This is a genomic window from Streptosporangium sp. NPDC006930 (assembly GCF_040635605.1).
Classification (GTDB): domain Bacteria; phylum Actinomycetota; class Actinomycetes; order Streptosporangiales; family Streptosporangiaceae; genus Streptosporangium.
On the sequence record NZ_JBEYID010000032.1, the window covers coordinates 68,753 to 87,659 of the forward strand.

18 protein-coding genes and 1 pseudogene are annotated in these 18,907 nt (G+C 70.1%); 11 read left to right on the forward strand and 8 right to left on the reverse strand.

Translation table 11 applies throughout. The annotated features are described in order from the left end of the window. Positions 1 to 67: 67 nt before the first annotated feature. A complete protein-coding gene (locus ABZ664_RS36600; protein WP_362521101.1) occupies positions 68 to 394 on the reverse strand; it encodes a hypothetical protein in 327 nt (108 codons plus the stop codon). A 329-nt stretch (positions 395 to 723) separates the two neighbouring features. Here ABZ664_RS36600 and ABZ664_RS36605 point away from each other — a divergent pair, with 329 nt between their 5' ends. From ABZ664_RS36605 to ABZ664_RS36650, 10 genes and pseudogenes are all read left to right on the forward strand, one after another. Beyond that, positions 724 to 1,974 carry an ABC transporter substrate-binding protein gene (locus ABZ664_RS36605; RefSeq protein ID WP_362521104.1) on the forward strand — a complete coding sequence of 417 codons (1,251 nt, stop codon included), beginning with the start codon at positions 724 to 726 and terminating at the stop codon, positions 1,972 to 1,974. Further along, positions 1,971 to 2,741, forward strand: coding sequence for an ATP-binding cassette domain-containing protein (locus ABZ664_RS36610; protein ID WP_362521107.1), 771 nt, complete (start codon positions 1,971 to 1,973; stop codon positions 2,739 to 2,741). Before ABZ664_RS36605 ends, ABZ664_RS36610 begins: the two co-directional genes overlap by 4 nt. Further along, positions 2,738 to 5,443 (forward strand): branched-chain amino acid ABC transporter permease/ATP-binding protein, encoded by a 2,706-nt coding sequence (locus ABZ664_RS36615; RefSeq protein ID WP_362521110.1) that lies wholly within the window; start codon positions 2,738 to 2,740, stop codon positions 5,441 to 5,443. The genes ABZ664_RS36610 and ABZ664_RS36615 overlap by 4 nt, the downstream gene beginning before the upstream one ends. Continuing rightward, positions 5,440 to 6,582 carry a serine hydrolase domain-containing protein gene (locus tag ABZ664_RS36620; RefSeq protein ID WP_362521113.1) on the forward strand — a complete coding sequence of 381 codons (1,143 nt, stop codon included), beginning with the start codon at positions 5,440 to 5,442 and terminating at the stop codon, positions 6,580 to 6,582. The genes ABZ664_RS36615 and ABZ664_RS36620 overlap by 4 nt, the downstream gene beginning before the upstream one ends. Positions 6,583 to 6,596: 14 nt before the next feature. Beyond that, entirely contained in the window at positions 6,597 to 7,628 is a 1,032-nt protein-coding gene (locus tag ABZ664_RS36625) for an aldo/keto reductase (RefSeq protein WP_362521150.1), read from the forward strand. Positions 7,629 to 7,809: 181 nt separating this feature from the next. Next, a pseudogene (locus ABZ664_RS36630) lies at positions 7,810 to 8,046 on the forward strand (transposase); the annotation flags it as partial. Positions 8,047 to 8,203: 157 nt separating this feature from the next. Next, on the forward strand, positions 8,204 to 9,517 hold the full coding sequence (locus ABZ664_RS36635) for a glycoside hydrolase family 43 protein (RefSeq protein ID WP_362521116.1): 1,314 nt from the start codon (positions 8,204 to 8,206) through the stop codon (positions 9,515 to 9,517). A 316-nt stretch (positions 9,518 to 9,833) separates the two neighbouring features. Continuing rightward, entirely contained in the window at positions 9,834 to 10,508 is a 675-nt protein-coding gene (locus tag ABZ664_RS36640; RefSeq protein WP_362521119.1) for a response regulator transcription factor, read from the forward strand. A gap of 7 nt (positions 10,509 to 10,515) precedes the next feature. Then, a complete protein-coding gene (locus ABZ664_RS36645; protein ID WP_362521122.1) occupies positions 10,516 to 11,997 on the forward strand; it encodes a HAMP domain-containing sensor histidine kinase in 1,482 nt (493 codons plus the stop codon). Further along, on the forward strand, positions 11,994 to 12,164 hold the full coding sequence (locus tag ABZ664_RS36650; protein WP_362521125.1) for a hypothetical protein: 171 nt from the start codon (positions 11,994 to 11,996) through the stop codon (positions 12,162 to 12,164). Before ABZ664_RS36645 ends, ABZ664_RS36650 begins: the two co-directional genes overlap by 4 nt. Positions 12,165 to 12,251: 87 nt before the next feature. On the opposite strand, the gene ABZ664_RS36655 is transcribed toward ABZ664_RS36650, so the two are convergent. The 4 genes from ABZ664_RS36655 to vanY-N form a co-directional block, all read right to left on the reverse strand. Next, positions 12,252 to 12,944: an aspartate/glutamate racemase family protein gene (locus ABZ664_RS36655; protein ID WP_362521128.1), complete on the reverse strand. Its 693-nt coding sequence runs from the start codon at positions 12,942 to 12,944 to the stop codon at positions 12,252 to 12,254. Between the two features lie 92 nt (positions 12,945 to 13,036). Next, complete coding sequence (gene murF / locus ABZ664_RS36660; RefSeq protein WP_362521131.1) at positions 13,037 to 14,416, reverse strand: UDP-N-acetylmuramoyl-tripeptide--D-alanyl-D-alanine ligase; 1,380 nt, start codon at positions 14,414 to 14,416, stop codon at positions 13,037 to 13,039. Then, positions 14,413 to 15,369, reverse strand: a complete 957-nt coding sequence (locus ABZ664_RS36665) for a D-alanine--D-alanine ligase family protein (protein WP_362521134.1) — start codon at positions 15,367 to 15,369, stop codon at positions 14,413 to 14,415. The genes murF and ABZ664_RS36665 overlap by 4 nt, the downstream gene beginning before the upstream one ends. Positions 15,370 to 15,626: 257 nt before the next feature. Continuing rightward, positions 15,627 to 16,199, reverse strand: coding sequence for a D,D-peptidase/D,D-carboxypeptidase VanY-N (gene vanY-N, locus ABZ664_RS36670; RefSeq protein WP_362521137.1), 573 nt, complete (start codon positions 16,197 to 16,199; stop codon positions 15,627 to 15,629). 215 nt (positions 16,200 to 16,414) lie between these two features. Here vanY-N and ABZ664_RS36675 point away from each other — a divergent pair, with 215 nt between their 5' ends. Further along, the gene (locus tag ABZ664_RS36675; protein WP_362521139.1) at positions 16,415 to 16,549 is read left to right on the forward strand and encodes a twin-arginine translocation signal domain-containing protein; all 135 of its coding nucleotides are present in this window, start codon (positions 16,415 to 16,417) and stop codon (positions 16,547 to 16,549) included. 34 nt (positions 16,550 to 16,583) lie between these two features. Here ABZ664_RS36675 and ABZ664_RS36680 read toward each other — a convergent pair whose 3' ends face one another. From ABZ664_RS36680 to ABZ664_RS36690, 3 genes are all read right to left on the reverse strand, one after another. After that, positions 16,584 to 16,778: a ferredoxin gene (locus tag ABZ664_RS36680; RefSeq protein ID WP_362521142.1), complete on the reverse strand. Its 195-nt coding sequence runs from the start codon at positions 16,776 to 16,778 to the stop codon at positions 16,584 to 16,586. A 38-nt stretch (positions 16,779 to 16,816) separates the two neighbouring features. Further along, positions 16,817 to 18,022 (reverse strand): cytochrome P450, encoded by a 1,206-nt coding sequence (locus ABZ664_RS36685; RefSeq protein WP_362521145.1) that lies wholly within the window; start codon positions 18,020 to 18,022, stop codon positions 16,817 to 16,819. Positions 18,023 to 18,183: 161 nt separating this feature from the next. Further along, positions 18,184 to 18,907: ketopantoate reductase (locus ABZ664_RS36690; protein WP_362521148.1), on the reverse strand; the 724-nt coding region annotated here is incomplete at its 5' end.

The following is an 18,907-nucleotide window of genomic DNA, read 5'->3' on the forward strand; positions in this document are numbered from 1 at the left end:
TTTCTCCCTTCCGCTCTCGGAGCGGCACGAGACCTGATCAGCGACCTTGACTCTGGCGGTGGCGCTCTCAGCGGTCCGGCGGAATGCGGTAGAGGGACACGTGGGAACGCGACTCGGCGGTGAAGTCGGCTCCGGCCCAGTCGGCGTGCCTGCTCTCCAGTACGAACCCGGCCGGCTGAGCCATGAGGTCAAGCCCGGTCGGCCAGATGTAGCGGTGCGGGCTGCGATACAGCTGGGCCTGCCTGCTCTCGTCGAACCTGAAGTGATGCGATACGACGTGCTGGCGCAGAACGTCGTAGGTGTCCAAACCGATGTAGCCCGGCTCGCTGTGCCAGACCAGGGCCTGCTGCCCCGGTGGGAGCTTGCGCAGCTCAGGCACCCACAGCTCGATCACGAACCGGCCGCCGGGGGTGAGGTGGCGGGCGGCATTGCGAAAGCACTCGACCTGCTCGGCCTGGGTGAGCAGGTTGGCGATCGTGTCGAAGACGAGGTGGACCAGCGTGAGTTATGCGGTCACGGTGCCTAAGAACCAAGCCCTCCCAACCGGGTGCACACGGCGCGCCGGATGGCGTTATCCGGCACATTGCGCATCCGGGCTCAGGGCACGGGACCTGTTATCGAGCCCCTGGGGCGCCGCGGTAATGCCGCCGGTAACTGAGGCTGACGACGCTCCCCCTACCGCATCGGGGGACCAACGCCATAACGAGCTAATGGGACATCGCCATGACAAACAGGATATATCACCCCGACTGGACCCGACGGCTCACCGCCGCCGCCGCAGTGGCGTCGACACTGGCGCTGACCGCAGCATGCTCGGCCACCCCGGACGACGAGACGCCCGTCACCTCTGCCACCTCCGCCGTCTCGTCGGAATCGGCATCGCTCAAGCTCGTCGGCATCCTGACGGTGTCCGCACCGTCGGTCGGGTTCCCGGACCAGGCGGCGGCGATCGAGGCCGCCGTGTCCGCGGTGAACGACGCCGGCGGCATAGCCGGCCGCAAGGTCGAGTTGACGGTCTGCAACGACCAGGCCGACCCGAATGTGAGCGCGAAATGCGCTCAGGACGCGGTCGGTCAAGGCGCGATCGCCGTGATCGGCGGCCTGTCGGTCGGTGGCAGCGGCATGGTGCCGGTGCTCGAACAGGCCGGCATCCCGCTGCTCAGCCACCCGATCAACCCGCTCGAATTCACCAGCAAGACCTCCTGGCCGATCCCCGGCGGCACACCGGTCTCGTTCAGCGGGGCCGCGATCGGACTGGTCAAGACCTACGGCTGCAAGAAGGTCGACGCGATCACGCAGTCGCTGCCGTCCTCGATCGCCTCGGCCGACTTCGCCGACGCCGGGCTCAGATCGCTTGGCATGAAACTGAACGCGAAGATCGCGGTGCCGACCACGAACGCCGACTACGGACCCCCGGTCGCCCAGGTCGTGTCGAACGGCGCGGACTGCGTGGTGCTGGCGCTCCCGCCGGGCGAGGCCGGCAAGGCGATCGCCGCCCTGGGCGCCGGCGCGCCGGGGGTGAAGACCGGGCTCGCCGCGGCCTCCCTCACCCAGGCACTGATCGACCAGATCGGCAAGGCCGCCGAAGACGTGCTGCTGTCCGACTCGTTCCTGCCCGTGAACAGCAACGAAGCCGGCATGGTCGCCTTCCGCGACGCGATGAAGAAGTACAAGCCGGACGCGACGCCGACGTCGGCGGGCGTGGTCGTGTGGTCGGCGGTGGCCGCGGTGAAGGCGGCCGCCGAATCCGTTCAGGGGACGGTCGACGCCGCGTCGGTGCAGGAGGCGCTGGGCAAGCTCAGCTCCGTGGATACGGGAGTCGGGCCGGCCCTCAACCTGACCACGCCGCTGGGCCTCAAGGACTTCGACCGTATTCTCAACACCAACGTCGTCACGTACACGGTCAAGAACGGCACCTACAGCGACGCCGCCGAGCCGTTCAGCGTGCTCGACGCCCTCAGGGAGAACGGGTGATCCAGGGCGGGGATCGGGTGACGCCCGATCCCCGGCGAAGCGCCGAACCGATCCTCGCCGCGGTCGACCTCGAGGTCGGCTACGGCCACCTCCCCGTGCTGCACGGCCTGTCGGTGGCGGTACGTCCGGGCGAGATCGTCGCACTGCTGGGCGCGAACGGCGCGGGCAAGACCACGACCCTGCTCGCCCTGGCCGGGGTTCTGACACCGATCAGCGGCTCGGTCCTGCTCGACGGCCGGCCCGCGCCCGAGGGACTGCATCGCAGGGCCGACGCCGGCCTGGCGTTGATCTGCGAGGACCGCTCGGTGTTCATGGGCCTGACCTGCCGGGAGAACCTCCGCCTCGGCCGGGGAGGCATCGAGGAGAGCCTGGCGTTGATGCCCGAGCTGGAGCCGCTGCTGGATCGCAAGGTGGGGCTGATGTCGGGAGGCGAGCAGCAGATGCTCACCCTGGCGCGCGCGCTGGCCGGCGCACCGAAGGTGCTTCTCGCCGACGAGCTGACGCTCGGCCTCGCCCCGTTGATCGTCGCGCGGCTGCTCACCCGGCTGCGCGCCGCCGCCGACCGCGGCGTCGGCGTGCTCATCGTCGAAGAGCGGGTCACGCGCGCCCTGCAGGTGGCCGACCGCGTCTGCGTACTGCGACGAGGAGAGATCGTGATCGAGGGGAAGGCGTCCGAGATGGGGTCGCGGCTGGCCGAGATCGAGGCCAGCTACCTTTCCGAGGTGGCCGAAGGCCAGACGAGCGCGAGCGGAGACCACGCCACATGAACGGCGCCATCCAGCTCGCGCTGGTCGGGATGTCCTCAGGTTCGCTGCTGGCGCTGACCGCCCTCGGCATCGTGATCGCGTACCGCGGATCCGGGATCATCAACTTCTCCCACGGCATCGTCGGAACCGTGGCGGCGTTCGCCTACTGGGAACTCAACGCGGGCCAGGGGCTCTCGCCCGTGCTCGCGGTGCCCGGTGCGCTGCTCGCCGCCGCGCTGTGCGGTTACCTGACCTACCGCCTCGCGATCCAGCGCATGGCACGCACCTCGGCGCTGAGCCGCACCATCGTCTCCCTGATCGTGCTCGTCGTCGTGCAGTCCGCACTGACGTTGCGCTACGGCGCGGACGAGCGCCTCGTCCAGTCCATCTTCCCCACCGATCCGGTGTCGCTGTTCGGGATCCACCTGGGCCAGGATCGGATCATCACCTTCCTCATCGCCACCGTGCTCGTCGGCCTGCTCACCCTCGGCTATGGCCGGACCCGGTTCGGGCTGGCCACCTCGGCGCAGGTGGAGAACCCCATCGCGTCGGCGGCCCTGGGCATCTCCCCGGTCAGGATCGCGACCACCAACTGGGTGATCGGCTCGGTGTTCGCCGGCATCGCCGGCGTCCTGCTCGCTCCGATCGTCGGCGTGCAGATCGTCACGCTGACCCACCTGATCGTGCCGGCGCTCGCCGCCGCGCTCATCGGCGGCCTGCGCTCGTTCCCGCTGACGTACCTCGGTGCCCTGCTGATCGGGGTGAGCCAGGCCGAGGTGACCCGCTACGTGGCCACGCCCGGCTGGGCGGACGCCGTGCCCTTCCTGCTGATCGTGCTGGTGATGGTGTGGCGAGGCGGGGGCGAGCGGATACGCACGGCCATCGTCGAGCGACGGCCGAAGGTCGGCGACGGACATGTCCGTCCTCTCGTCCTCCTCGCGCTCTTCGGGGGCAGCATCGTCCTGCTCACCACGGTGTTCGAGCTGTCGTACATCACGGCGGCGACGATCACCTGTACGTACGGGATCATCCTGCTGTCCAGCGTCGTCATCACCGGATACACCGGGCAGCTGTCGCTCGGCCAGTTCAGCTTCGCCGGCATCGGTGCGGTGATCACCGGCCTGCTGCTGACCAGCACCGGGATGCCGTTCATCCTGGCGGTCGCGTTGAGCCTGGTCGCGACGTTCGTCGTCGGCGCGATGCTCGGCGTGCCGCTGCTGCGTACCCGCGGCGTGAACTTCACGGTGGCCACACTCGGCTCCGCCGTGGCGATCCAGGGGGTACTGCTGCAGAACCCCGCCTACTCCGGCGCCTACACGCCCCTGCCGAACCCGCTGGAGCTGTTCGGCTGGCGAATCGACTCGCTCACCCACCCCGGGCGCTGGGCGATCGTGTGCCTGGTCGCGTTCGTACTCGCCGGCCTCGTGGTCGCCAATGTCCGGCGCGGCCGTGTCGGGCGCCGCATGATCGCGGTCCGTACCAACGAGCGGGCGGCCGAGTCCGTCGGGCTGAACCCCTGGCGGGTCAGACTCTACGCGTTCGCCCTCTCCGCGGCGATCGCCGCGCTCGGCGGGATCCTGGTGGTGTTCCGGCAGCCGACCATGGTGTTCGAGCGGGGATTCGCGGCCTTCGACTCGATCCTGGGGTTGTCCTACGTCGTCCTGGGCGGCATCGGTTACATCGCCGGCCCGTTGCTGGGTGTGCTCGGACACCCCGGCGGTTTCATCTCCACGTTGCTCGATTCGGACAGCGCGACGATGCCGCTGTGGATCGCACTCATCGGAGGTGTGCTGTCCATCTGGTACCTGCAGGCACGCCCGGACGGAGCCGCGGAGGGCCTCTCCCGGCACCTGCACCTGCCGCGCCGGCGCCGTCCGGCTCGGCCGAGCGCGGACACCGTCGCGGCAGCACCCGGCCGGGTGCCCGAACAGGTGTTGCGCGGCCATGGGCTGACGGTGGCCTTCGGCGGCGTGGTCGCGGTGAACGACGCCTCGCTGCACGTCGGTCCGGGTGAGATCGTCGGGCTCATCGGGCCGAACGGAGCGGGCAAGACGACGTTGATCGACGCGCTCACCGGCGCGACGAGGCCGAAGTCCGGCACGGTCACGCTCGCTGACAAGCCGATCGGATCGATGCCCATGTACCGCCGGGTCCGCGAGGGGATCGGGCGGTCGTTCCAGAGCCTTGAGCTGTTCGACGACATGACGGTGGCCGACAACCTCAAGGCGTCGGTCGACGCGCGGTCCGGCAGCGCCTACCTGACCGACCTGGTCTGGCCGCGCCCGACCGCCTTCACCGCCGGAGCGCTCGCCGCCGTCGAACTGTTCGAGCTCGGTCCGGATCTCGACCGGCTGCCGACCGAGCTGCCGTACGGCCGGCGTCGGCTGATCGGCATCGCCCGTGCGGTGGCCGCCGAACCGTCCGTCCTCTGCCTCGACGAGCCGGCGGCCGGGTTGAGCTCGACGGAGTCGGCCGAACTCGGCACCCTGCTCCGGCGGCTCGCCGACGAACGCGGCATGGGCGTGCTGGTGGTCGAGCACGACATGGAGCTGGTGATGCGGGTGTGCGACCGGCTGATCGTGATGGAGCGCGGGCGGATCATCGCCGACGGGACGCCGGCGGAGGTACGCCGTGACCCGCGGGTCATCGCGGCCTACCTCGGCGACGAGACCGAGTCGCAGGAGACCGAACCCGGGCGTGAGAGAGAGGAAGTCGAACAATGAGGTCCGACGATCGGATCGAGGCCGCGCTCGCCCGCGCCGTCGAGTTGGGCGAGGTCGGTGTGCAGGTCGCCGCCTACCTCGGCGATGAGCTCATCGTCGACGCGTGGACCGGCGTCGCCGACCCGCGGAGCGGCCGGGCGGTCGACGGTGACACCTTGTTCCCCGTGTTCTCGGTGAGCAAGGCGCTTCTCGCCACGGCGATCCAGCTGCAGTGCGAGCGAGGGCTGGTGGACATGGACCAGCCGATCGCGACGTACTGGCCGGAGTACGGCAGGCGCGGCAAGCAGGACATCACCGTCGGCCACGTGCTCACGCACCGCGCCGGCGTTCCGCACATGCCGCCCGGCCTGGACGCCGGCGGACTCGCGGACCAGGAGGCGATCACCGCCTGGCTCGCGGACGTCGAACCGCTGCACCCGCCGGGTGAACGCTCCATGTACCACTCGATCAGCTTCGGGCACATCCTCGGTGAGGTCATCCGCCGCACCGACCCGAGCCACCGTCCCTACCATCGGTTCCTCCGCGAGGAACTGTGCCTGCCGATCGGCGCCGACGACGTCTGGGACGTGCTCCCGGCGGAGCACGAGCACCGGGTCGCTCGCCTGACCTGGGGGCCGAACCCGCCGAAGCGCGCGCCGATGACCGGGGTGCCGCTGCTGTCGATGCCCCCGGAGATCCGCCCCGACGCCGACCGCTGGAACGATCCCCGGTTCCGGTCGTCGTCGATCCCGGCGGCCGGCGCGGTGATGTCGGCCCGCGCCGGTGCGCGGTTCTTCAGCATGCTGGCGAACCGCGGCGAGATCGACGGTCGCCGGTACATCGCGGCCGACCGCCTGCTCGCCCTGACGTCGCCGCGGCCGAACGCCGGCGAGTTCGACGAGGTCTACCAGGGAACCACCTGGATCGGCACCGGCGGTTACTGGCTGGGCGGGGAGTCGCCCCCGGCCGACCCGCTGCTCGGCCGTTCGACCCAGGTGCTCGCCCACGCCGGGGTGGGCGGGTCGATGGGATGGGCCGACCTCGCGACCGGGCTGGCCGTCGTCATCACCCACAACCGGATGTTCCTCGGCGCCCCGCCTGGCGCCGAACCGTTCGTCCCGCTGGCCGACGCCGTGCGCGCGGTCGCGGGCCTGGACTGAAAGGGGTGACCGCTATGGAGTACCGGCCGTTCGGGCGGACCGGCGTGCGGGTGAGCGCCCTGGGCCTGGGGTGCTGGATGTTCGGCGACAGGGCCGACGAGGCCGAGTCGGTCCGGATCATCGACAGGGCGCTCGATCTCGGCGTCAACTTCTTCGACACGGCGAACAACTACGGCGGAGCCCCCGGGCGCAGCGAGTCCGTCGTCGGGGCCGCCCTGGCGAAGCCGTCCAAGCGCGATCGAGTGGTGATCAACACCAAGGCGTACATGCCGGTCGACACCGAGGATCCCAACGGGCGGGGTGTGAGCCGACGGCACCTGATCCGCCAGTGCGAGGAGAGCCTGCGGCGACTGCGGACCGATCACGTCGACGTGTTCACCCTGCACCGGTTCGACCCCGACGTACCGGTCGACGAGCCGTTGCGCGCCCTGGACGACCTGGTGCGTGCGGGCAAGGTCCGCTACCTGGGGGTAAGCACCTCCGCCGCGTGGGAGGTCGTCGAGTCACTGTGGGTGGCCAAGGAGTTCGGGTTCAACCGGATCGTGGCCGAGACCCCGCCGTACAACATCCTTGACCGGCGGATCGAGCGTGAGCTGCTCCCGATGGCGGCGACGTTCGGGCTCGCGGTGAACCCGTGGGCGCCGCTGGGCGGAGGAGTGCTCACCGGCCAGTACCGGCGCGGCGAGCCGCCGTCCGCGGGCAGCCGGTACGGCGCGGGTGGCGTGCTCGCCGACTTCGCCGGTGACCGATTCAGCGAGGCCGTGTTCGACGTGCTCGACGTGCTGCGGGTGATCGCGGCCCGTCATGACGTGACCATGGCCCAGCTGGCCTTCTCCTGGGTCTTACGGCAGCCCGGTGTGACGAGTGTGCTGTGCGGGCCGGAGCGGCTGGCCGACCTCGACTCGTGCGCGGAGTCCTCGGCGATCGAGTGGACCGCCGAGGATCTGGACGCGATCGACGCGGTGGCCCCGCCCGGGGACAAGGTCGCCGGCTGGTACGAACCGATCGGCGGCCCGCGGTTCCGGCCGCATCCGGGCAGGGTCTGACCGGTACCCGCTCGTCACCGTCGGCGATCCCCCACCGGTTCGTCACGTGCGGGTGAAGGCGGTGACGGACGGCCGTACCGGCCGGTCGCGTTGTTGCAGGTGATCGCGGCGTTGGTCGTACCTGTGGATTGTCATGTCCAGCGTTACCCGGCGTGCCCGCCGTTGTCGAATGGCGGGCACGCCGGAGAAGACCGACCAGCGGGCCAACCGCAAGAAGAAAGGTTCAGCGGGCGGGCGGCCCGTCGACTTCGATCCCGAGCGCTACCGCCGGCGCAACACCGTCGAACGCTGTTTCCAGAAGATCAAGACCTGGCGCGGATTGGCCACCCGCTATGACAAAACCCCGGAAAGCCACGAGGCCGTACTCCACCTCCGAGGCTCGATCATGTGGCTGAAACTCCTCACCTCACCCACATGATCCGAACCTCGAACAGCTCCTAGATCACCTCATTGACGAAGGCCCCTTCGCCGGGCTAAGAATGCGCCAACGCTCGAATCACCGTCTCCGTACGCTCGCCGTGAAATGTTATCGCTAACATCGTGGAGGTATCGGAATGCGTAGGTATCACAGAGTTTTGGCCGCGTTGTTCACCGTCGTCATGGCCGTTGTCCTGACACCGGTGGCGGCCCACGCCGCCGGTCCGGTCCCCCACTACCTGATGACGGCCTTCACCAACAGCAGCGAATCGAACATGTACGTCTACGACTCCCCCAACGCCTCCACCTTCTCCCTCGTGCGGGCCAATGCCTACACACCACCGTCGGGGCTGATCAGGGATCCCAGCGTGTTGCGGCACATCGACGGCTACTACTACCTCGTCTACACGACGAACTGGACCGGTGACACCATCGGCTTCGCTCGCAGCGCCGACTCCGTGAGCTGGACGTTCCTTCGCAACGTGACCGTCGGGCTGAACGGTGCCACCGGCAGCACCTGGGCTCCGGAGTGGTTCAAGGACTCCGACGGCAGCGTCCACGTGATCTTCTCGGCCTCGACGACCGGCACGGCGGGACAGTTCAGGCCGTACCGGATCACCGCCACCAACGCCGACCTGTCGTCCTGGAGCGCCCCGACGGCGTTGGGCATCCCGGCGAACTACATCGACAGCTTCGTGGTCAAGGTCGGCTCCACCTACCACAACTTCCTCAAGAACGAGACGACGAAGTACATCGAGCACGCCACCGCCACCTCGCTCACCGGCCCCTGGCAGTTCACCGGCGTCGGGAACTGGGCGGGCTGGGGCTCGGGACTTGAGGGGCCCGCGCTGACACGACTGCCCGACGGCAGGTGGCGGATCTATTTCGACAACTACACGGGCGGCCGCTACTACTACGCCGACAGCTCCGACCTGTCCACCTTCTCGGCCAAGGTCGAGCTGTCCGGCCTGTCCGGCGTCGCCAGGCACTTCACCGTGCTGCGCGAGGACGTCGGTGACACGACCGCGGTGCCGACGGGTAACCGCTCACTGCGCTCGGCCAACTTCCCCGATCGCTATCTGCGCCACCGCGACAATCTTGCCCGTATCGACCCGCTGAGCGCCTCCAGCCCGCTCACCGACCGCCGGGACGCCACGTTCACCGTGACCGCCGGGCTGGCCAACAACGGCTGCTACTCCTTCCAGGCGGTGAATCTGCCGGGCTACTACCTGCGGCACTACAACATGCGGCTCACCCTGCAGCGTGACGACGGCACGGCGATCTTCAAGGGCGACGCCACGTTCTGCGGCAGAGCGGGGCTGGCCGGCGGCGGTACGACCTCGTTCGAGTCGTACAACCTGCCGGGCCGCTATCTGCGCCACTACAACTACGAGATGCGGCTGGACCTGAAAGCGTCCACCTCGGTCTTCGCCTCCGACGCATCCTTCACGGTGACCTCCCCTCTGGCCTGACGAAAAGAAGACTTCGCCGCCCCCTCGCCCGAGCGCCGCTCGCCGGTGCTCGCCCGGTCGATACAGCCGGGCCGTGCCGGACACAGCCGGTCACAGGGCCGAGGTGGGAGCGTGCGTGGCTCGTTCGTGCCGAACTACGATTGGCGCCGAACGCGCCTCACCTGCCGCATATCACCACTTGCCGGCGGCGGCGACCGTCGGCAAGACCGTGACACGACCATGACATGGCGAAGACGAGGCGAGGACACGGCCGGCCGACACTGGACGGGGTCGACCGGCGGACAAGTTACAGGGGCGTGCGGTGAAACTCGGCGGCGTGTCGCGAGTGCTGTTGATCGAGGACGACCCGGCCGTACGGGAGGGCCTTGAGCTGGCCCTGACCCGGCACGGATACCGGGTGCGCGCGGCGGAGTCCGGCGAGCAGGGGCTGGAGCGGCTGCGTACGGACCTTCCCGACGTCGTCGTGCTCGATCTGATGTTGCCCGGCATGGACGGGTTCGAGGTCTGCCGCCGTATCCGGGCCACCGGTCAGACACCGATCATCATGCTGACCGCGCGCGGCGACGACATGGACGTGGTGGCCGGGCTTGAGGCGGGCGCCGACGACTACGTGGTCAAGCCGGTGCAGCCCAGGGTGCTTGAGGCACGCATCGGCGCCGTGCTGCGGCGGGTCGGCCGGGACCAGGCGGAGCTGGAGCGGCACGGGGAGCTGACCATCGATCGGGCCGGGATCGTGGTCGCCAAACGCGGCGTACCGGTGGACCTCGCCCCGACCGAGCTGCGCCTGCTGCTCGAACTCTCCGGCACTCCCGGCCGGGTGCACAGCCGCCAGCAACTGCTGGAGTCGGTGTGGGAGCACGGGTATTTCGGCGACTCGCGTCTGGTGGACGCGTGCGTGCAGCGACTGCGCGCGAAGATCGAGGACGACTCGGCGGCGCCCGTCTACGTGCAGACGGTGCGTGGGTTCGGGTACCGGTTCGGGCCGGTGTGATCCGCCGGTGACACCTCGGCCGAGCCTGGGGCTGCGTGCCCGGCTGTTGTTCTCCTTCGCGCTGCTGTGCGTGGTCACCGCGGCGGCGGTGGCCGGCGGGATCTACGTCCAGGCGCGCAACGCCATCCTGGAGAGGACCCAGGATGCCGCGGTGCAGGCGATGACCGGCCGCCTGCAGGCGCTCTACCCGTTGCGGAGCGCGACGCCCGGCCCGGAGGAGCTCGGCGAGATCGCCGAGGCCGCGACCGACCGCGACAGCTTCGCGGTCGCCGTCTACCGCGAGACGCACTCGCCGCTTCCACCGTCCTCGCCGCCGCTGGGACGCTGGAGGCCGGGCGAGGAGGCCCGGGCCCTGGATTTCGGGGTGGCCTCACCGGAGTTGCGGCGGGTGGTGGCCGGTGGCCGCACCGCGTGGCAGAGGGTGGTGCGGCAGGGTGAGCCCACCCTGATCATCGGCATACCGTTGCTGATCATCGAGGAGGACCGGACGACGCGGGTGTCCGGTATCGAGGTCTACATCGCGCGCAGCCTGCTTCCCGAACAGCGCAGTATCGACGAGCTCGCCGCCATCGCCCGGCTGATCGGCGGGGCGGCCCTCGCGTTCGCGGTCGTCCTGGCGTTGCTCGCCGCCCGTGGTGTGCTGGGCCCGGTGCGCGAGCTCGGCCGGGCGGCGCGCCTGCTGGGCGAGGGTGAGATGCGGACCAGGATCGCGGTGCGCGGCTCCGATGAGCTCGCCGACGTGGCGCGCACGTTCAACAACACCGCCGCGGAGCTGGAACGGCTCGTCGGGCAGCTGCGCGAGATGGAGGCCGACGCCCGCAGGTTCGTGGCCGACGTGTCCCACGAGCTGCGCACCCCGCTCGCCGCGCTCACCGCGGTCGCCGACGTCCTGGAGGAGGAGGCGGCCCGGCTGCCCGAGCCCGCTGACAGGGCCGCCAGGCTGGTCGGCCAGGAGACGCTCAACCTCACCGCCCTGGTGAACGACCTCATCGAGATCAGCAGGTTCGACTCCGGCGTCGCGGCCCTCGCGCCGAACGAGGTCGACGTGGCCGAGCTGGTGGGCGCGACCTTGCGCGTTCGGGGCTGGTCGGAGCGGGTGCGCACCGAGGTTCCCGTCGGGGTGACGGCGCGGCTGGACCCGCGCCGGGTGGACGTCATCCTCGCGAACCTGGTCGGCAACGCCCTGCGGCACGGCGAGCCACCGGTGTCGGTACGGCTTCGCGCCGACCCGCACCGGATCGTTCTTGAGGTCCGTGACCACGGGCCGGGGCTGGAGGAGGCGGTGCTGCCGCACGTGTTCGACCGGTTCTACAAGGCCAGCGCGGCCAGGGCCAGGTCCGAGGGCAGCGGCCTGGGCCTGGCCATCGCACGGGAGAACGCCCGTCTGCACCGAGGTGACCTCACCGTCACCAACGCCCCGGACGGAGGCGCCGTGTTCACGCTGCGCCTGCCGCGCCGGGTACCCGATCCGGACGGAGGCTCCGAGTGAGGACAGGGTCCGCCCGCCGCGTGCTCGCCGTGGGCCTCGTATCGCTCGTCACCGTGGCCGGTTGCGGCGTGCGGCCCAGCGACGTCATCCCGGCCGGCGACCCGCCGAGCGGACGCGTCGCACCGACCACGACGATCACCTTCGCTCCCCGGAACCCTCCCGGGTGACGGTGGGGACCCGTCCTCGGCGCCGAACTGCGGCACCGGGGTTCGTACGGCGTCAACGCGCTGTGCGGGGACGCGACCGAGGGTACGTCACTCGGCGAGCGCGAAGCCGGCCGCCGCCTCCGCGTGCAGCCGAGCGCTCGGCAACAGCGGGACGGCGGTGTCCTTCTCGGTGATCAGCAGCTCGATCTCCGTGCAGCCGAGGACGACGCCTTCGGCTCCTTCCACCGCGAGATCGGCGATGATCCGGGCGTACGCGTCCCTGGAGGATTCCCTGAGCACCCCGCGCACCAGCTCGTCGAAGATCACGTGGTGGACCAGTTCCCGCTGCTCGCGTCGCGGCACGACCACGTCGAGGCCGTGCGCGGCCAGCCGATCCCGGTAGAAGGGCTGCTCCATGGTGAAGCGAGTGCCCAGCAGACCGACTTTGCGCATCCCTCTCGCGCGGACCTCCGCGCCCACGGCGTCGGCGATGTGCAGCACGGGCACGCTCGCGGCCCGCGCCACGTCGTCGCTCACCCGGCTGAAGGTGTTGCTGCAGACGAGCAGAACCTCGGCGCCGAGTTCCTCCAGCTTCCCTCCGGCATCGGCGAGCAGCGTGCTCACCTCGTCCCAGCGGTCGGCGAAGACGAGGTCCTCGACGGTCGTGTAGTCGACCGACCAGATGAGGCTGTTGGCCGAATGGCTGCCGCCGAGCCGCTCGCGGACCCGCTGGTTGATGATCTGATAGTAGATCACCGTCGATTCCCAGCTCAACCCGCCGATGAGACCGATCGTACGCATGGAACTCCGTTTCGATGACTGGTGCCGCGACCGGCCAGGCGGTGCGTCGGCGTGGACTTGATCCGCTCGGCCCCTCGGCGAAGCGCCGGCGGTCAGGCTCCGGCCAGCGCACGGGCGCAGGCACCGAGCCCGATCTCGCTGGAGGCCTTGACGAACACCACGTCTCCCGGTTCGAGAAGCGCGCCGGCCAGACTGAGTGCCTCGGTCACGTCCTGGGCGGTGTGGACGGCCACGCCCTGCTTCGAGGACTCCGCCGCCTCCGCCATCGCGAGCGGATCCCCCGGTCCGACCGCGATCAGCACGTCGAAGCGGAGGTCGGCGACGAGCCGGCCGATCTCCGCGTGCCGGGCGCGGGAGGCGCCGGCCTGCTGCCCCATCGCGCCGAGCACGGCGACGGTACGGCGGGTGCCTGCCAGGGCCCTCACCGCCCGCAACCCGGCCCGCATGGATTCGGGGCTGGCGTTGTAGGCGTCGTCGACGACGGTGACGCCGTCAGGTCGTTCGACGATCTCCAACCGGCCCGCGGAGCGCCGCCGTGCGGCGTTCAGCCCGTCGGCGATCTCGGCGACCTCCAGGCCGAGTACGGTGGCGACGGCTGCGGCCGCCAGGGCGTTGCCCACCTGGTGCTCACCGATGAGGTCGAGCTCGACCGGGGCGCGTCCTGAGGGCGTGACCAGCTCGAACGCGGTTCGCGCGCGATCGGCCGTCCGCACGTTCTCGGCTCGCACCCGCACCTGCGCCGACCGGCCGTACAACAGCACCTGGGCCCTGGTACGGCCGGCCATGCCCATGACGTACGGGTCGTCGGCGTTGAGCAGGGCGAACCCATCCGCCGGAAGTGCCTCGACCAGCTCGCCCTTGGCCTCGGCCACGTCGGCCGGCCCGGCTCCCATGCGCTCCACATGCGCGGTGCCGACATTGAGCACCAGCCCGACCCTGGGCGGTGCGAGCCCGGTTAGATACCTCAGGTCGCCCTTGCGGCCCGCCCCCATCTCCAGCACCAGGTATCGGGTGGTGGCATCGGCGCGCAGCACGGTGAGCGGCAGCCCGAGCTCGTTGTTGAACGACCTGTCGGTGGCCACCGTCGCGGCGTGCCGTTCGAGCACCTGGGCCAGCAGGTCCTTGGTCGTGGTCTTGCCCACGGAGCCGGTGATGCCGATCACGGTCGGACCGATGTGTTCGAGCAGGTGCCTGGCCAGCAGGCCGATCGCGAGCTGGACGTCCTCGACCACGAGGGCGGGCACGCCGACGGGCCTTGAGGCCAGCACGGCGACGGCGCCGGCCGCGACGGCACCGGCCGCGTGGTCGTGACCGTCGACGCGGGCGCCGGCCGTCGCGACGAACAGGCCGCCGGGCACCACCTCGCGAGAGTCGACCGCGGAGGGCGCCGTCACCGGCGCCTGCGGGTCGCGCACGTCATGCAGGCTCGCGCCGACGACCCGGGCGATCTCGTTCAGCGTCATGGGGATCATGAGCCGCTCCTGGCGAACGCGAGGTCGATGAGGCGGCGCAGCAGATCCGGGTACGGGACACCACTCGCGGCCCACGCCCTGGAGTAGACGGAACGTGAGGTGAAGCCGGGCATGGTGTTGATCTCCAGCACGTACAGGCGTCCCGTGTCCTCCTCGTAGAGGAAGTCGACACGGGACAGGCCGTAGCCGCCGATCGCCCGGAAGGCGCACAGGGTCAGCTCGCGCACGTCCTCGGCCACCCGTTCCGGCAGCACGGCGGGGATGGTGGCGATCTCTGCCCGGCTGAGGTATTTGGCCTCGTAGTCGAGCCAGTCGCCGGGCACGATGAGCTCGCCGGGCACCGAGGCATCCGGGGTGTCGTAGCCGCCGAGCACGCCGCAGATGACCTCACGCGCGGTCACACCCTGCTCGACGACGACCACCCGATCGTAGGCGAGCGCCAGATCCACGCCCGCGCGCAACTCCTCCATGGAGGTGACACGTGAGATGCCGATGGAGGAGCCCATACCGGCCGGTTTGACGTACATCGGCCAGTCGAGCGACCTCACCAGTTCCCAGTGGTCGGTGGCGGTGACCCATTCGTGCTCGGTGAACCACACATGCGGCGTGACCGGAATGTCCTCTGCCAGGAACGCGCGCCGCATCGCGACCTTGTTCATGGCCACGGCGGAGGCCATGACGCCGCAGCCCACATACGGGATGCCCAACGTCTCCAGGTGGCCCTGGACGACGCCGTCCTCGCCGAACGGCCCGTGCAGCACGGGGAAGGCCACGTCCACCAGACCGCGTCGCAGCTCCACCGGCCACCGGCCCCGCCGGTCGATGATGACCGCGACGGGCTCGTACAGATCCTTCGGCAGAGCGTTGAGCACCGCCTGCGCCGACTGCAGCGACACCTCGTGCTCGGCGGACGGCCCTCCGGCCAGCACAGCCACGCGTACGCGTTCGGTCACGATCGATCAGCCTTCCTCGACGGCACGGAGAGAGCCGGACCCACCGCTGGGGAACGGGAGCCGGTCAACCCCACCCACTGTCGGGTGACCGTGTCCCCGCCTCGTCAGCGCCGTGTCATGGTCGTGTCACGGCCGGCGGCCTTGGGTCCCGATGCGGGGCGAGCCGGCCGTCCCCCGCTAACCACCGAGGTCCGTGCCCGCCGGACCGACCGGTCCGACTCCCCCGAATCGCCCCGCATGCGCGGACCAGGGCCGGGCTACAGCCGGTCCGTGTACTCGCCGGCGTAACCCACGCCGGGGTGGGGCAGCCGCCGGGGTGGCCTGCCGCCGCTGTCCGGGCGGTGCTCGAAGTGCCACCACTCGTTGTCGTAGATGCGGTACAGGTCGTAGCGGGCGCCGTGTTCCTCCAGCCAGCGCGCGCCCTCGTGGGGGCGCACGTCCAACGCGACGCCCCTGACGTGGCCGGACTCCGCCGGTGGCAGCACGAGCATGCGCGCCAGCGCCGGGGAGCCCGCGCGGCGCACCTCCTCGTCGAACATCCGTTGCTGGACATGGGGATCGCGGTATCCCGAGGTGAGGCCGATGAGCCGGCCGTGACGCCAGAGCGCCTGGGTACGCGCCGCCGTGAAAGCCGCCAGGGCACCCTCGGTGAGCCCGGTGAGGTCCTCGGCGGGGAATCGCATCCGTAACGCCCAGCGGCAGGCGATCTCGCGGGCGCGGCCGGGGGCGCGGACGAACGCCGCGGGCAGCAGGAGCACGGCGAGCACCAGCGTGACCACGGCGTACAGCCGGTCACGGGGCCGAGACGGGATCATGCGTGGCTCGTTCATGACGCACCACGATCGGCGCCGAATGTGCCCGCGTTGCCCGCCGCACGTCACCGTTCGTCGACGACGGCGACCGTCGGCGCGACCGTCTGCAGGGCAGTGACACGACCATGACGCGGCGAGGACGAGGCGGGCACACGGCCGGTCGACAGTGGACGCGACGTTCCGTCCGCTGATCGGAACGTCGCGTCGAAGGTGACCATGAAAAGGAGAAGGTTGTGGCTGACAACGGAGCATGGGACCGGCGTTCGCTGTTGCGGGGCGCCGCCGTGGTGGCCGGTGCCGCCGCGACCGCGCCACTGCCCTGTTCGAGCGGAGACGCGCCGTTCGGCGTCCCACACCGATCAGTGTGATTCTTTCAGGCTGTACGGCCATCCACGGATTGCCTCACTCCTCCAGGGAGAGTGCCTGGCCAGGGCACAGGTGCACCGCTTCGCGGGCCTTCTCGACCAGCTCGCCCTCCGGTGTCTCGTTCAGCACGATGATTGTGGCGTCGTCCTCGCTCTGGTCGAACAGCGCGGGCTCAGTGAGCACGCACTGTCCGGCACCGACGCACCTGTCGGTGTCCGCGATGATTTTCATGGCCCTCTCCTCCTGAGACGGGGATGGCGGTTCGTCCGCTACCAGGTCACCGGGAGCTGGTACAGGCCATAGATGTTCGCGTCGTCCTTGAACGGCAGCTCGTCGACATCCATCGCCAGCTCCAGCGTGGGGACGCGGCGGAACAGCGTGTCGAACACGATCTGCAGCTCCATCCGAGCCAAGTTCTGGCCCAGACACTGGTGCGGCCCGAATCCGAACGCGACGTGGTGGCGCGCGCCGCGCTCGATGTCGAGCTCGTCCGGGTTCTCGAACGCCCGCGGGTCCCGGTTGGCCGAATACCCGAGCGCCAGCAATCCTTCGCCGGCGCGGATCAGCTGCCCGCCGACCTCGATGTCCTCGACGCACAGCCGGGCCGTCGCCACGTCGATGATCGTGAAGTACCGCAGCATCTCCTCGACCGCGTTGAGCGTTTTGCCCGGGTCGGCCTTGATCATCGCGAGCTGCTCCGGGTCGCGCAGGAACGCCACGGTCGACAGCGAGATCATGTTCGCCGTCGTCTCGTGGCCGGCCACGAGCAGCAGCAAGCCCATACGGGCCAGTGCCGTCCGCCGGTAGGTGCCGTCCGCGCGCAGCTTGACGATCTGCCGCCCGAGCAGGTCGTCCGGCGGGTTCTCCTCCTTCTGCGCGATGAGGTCGGTCATGTAGCCCTGGATGGCCATCATGGCCGCCCCCCGCTCCTCGGGCGGCGTCGACTGCTTGATCACCTTCACCGTGTGTTCCTGGAAGAACTCATGGTCGGCGTAGGGCACACCCAGCATCTCGCAGATCACCAGTGACGGGACCGGCAGCGACAGCGATTCCACCAGGTCACCGGGCCGCGGCCCGGCCAGCAGCGCGTCGATCTGCCCGTCGACGATCTCCTGGATCCGCGGCCGCAGCGCCGCCAACCGGCGCACCGTGAACTCGCCGAGTACGGCCTTGCGCGACGGCCCGTGCTCGGGCGCGTCCATCGAGATCAGGAAGCGCTCCTCGTCCGGCCGCCGGAACCCCGCCTCGCCCTTGACCAGTGACGGGAAATCCGGATGTTCCCGGTCGGCGCTGAACCGCCGGTCGTTCAACACGGTTCGCACGTCCTCGTGGCGGCTGACCACCCAGGCCCACCCGCCGTCGGGCAGACGAACCCGCGAGACCGGCTCTCCTTCACGGATCTCCTCGTACGCCGGCGGCGGCGCGAACGGACACGTACGGGCCATGGGGAACTCGTGCTTCTCTGCGGTGGTCATGACTTTTCCTTCCACGGCGTCACGGACGGGCGATAGAGGCCGGACAACGAAAAGCCGCATGTGAACGGCGGTTGGTCGACCGGTGCGACCGGGTTCGGCTCTGGGATGCGGCGGACCAAGGAGCCGCAATGGACCACCGGGACCGACAAATATCGGTGGATTCAGACTCGACCCGTCCCCTCGCGGGCGAAGTGCGGTTCCGCCGCTTCCAGTCGCGGTACCGAGATGCCCAACCGTCGTGCTTCGGCCAGGGTGTCCCGGCAGACCTCACGCGGCTCCTCGGCGTCGGGGTCGGAGTGCGCCGCGAAATTCACGCGCGCGAGCGCGACATGAGCGGTCAGCCAAGCGAGCACGGGGGCCGTCAGCCAGGTGGGCACACGCAACGACAGCACACCGCGGTGACGTCGCAGGTCGACACCGCGCGCCTGGAGGAGCGGCAGAAGCTCCCGGCCGGCCAGCAGCGCCTCGCGCAGGTCGCCCGTCGCCCCTATCAGCTTGGACAGGGAACCCAGCCGCAGGCCCTGTGAGAGCAGACCGGCACCCGACGCGAAATGGATCCACAACCAGCCGCGGAAATCGGATTGTTCCCTGAGCCGGAGTCCGGCCTCGCGAAACGCCTGGCGTACGGCCCGCTCCCGGTCGGTCGGCGGCCGGCCGAGGGTGCCGAAGACGACCGACGGCAGCAACGTCCCACGGAGCACGCCGTCCGCGCCGAAACCGCCGCCGGAGCCGGGAAAGCCCCAGGCGACCTGGTCGACAGGGAGGTCGCCGATCGCGGCCGGCGGCTCGGTCCAGACGTTGCCGAAGACCAGCACCGTGGCCCGGCCGACGCGCGGGGTCAGGAAGGCCGCCGCCTCCGCGAGGCGGTGGTGCGACACGCTGAGC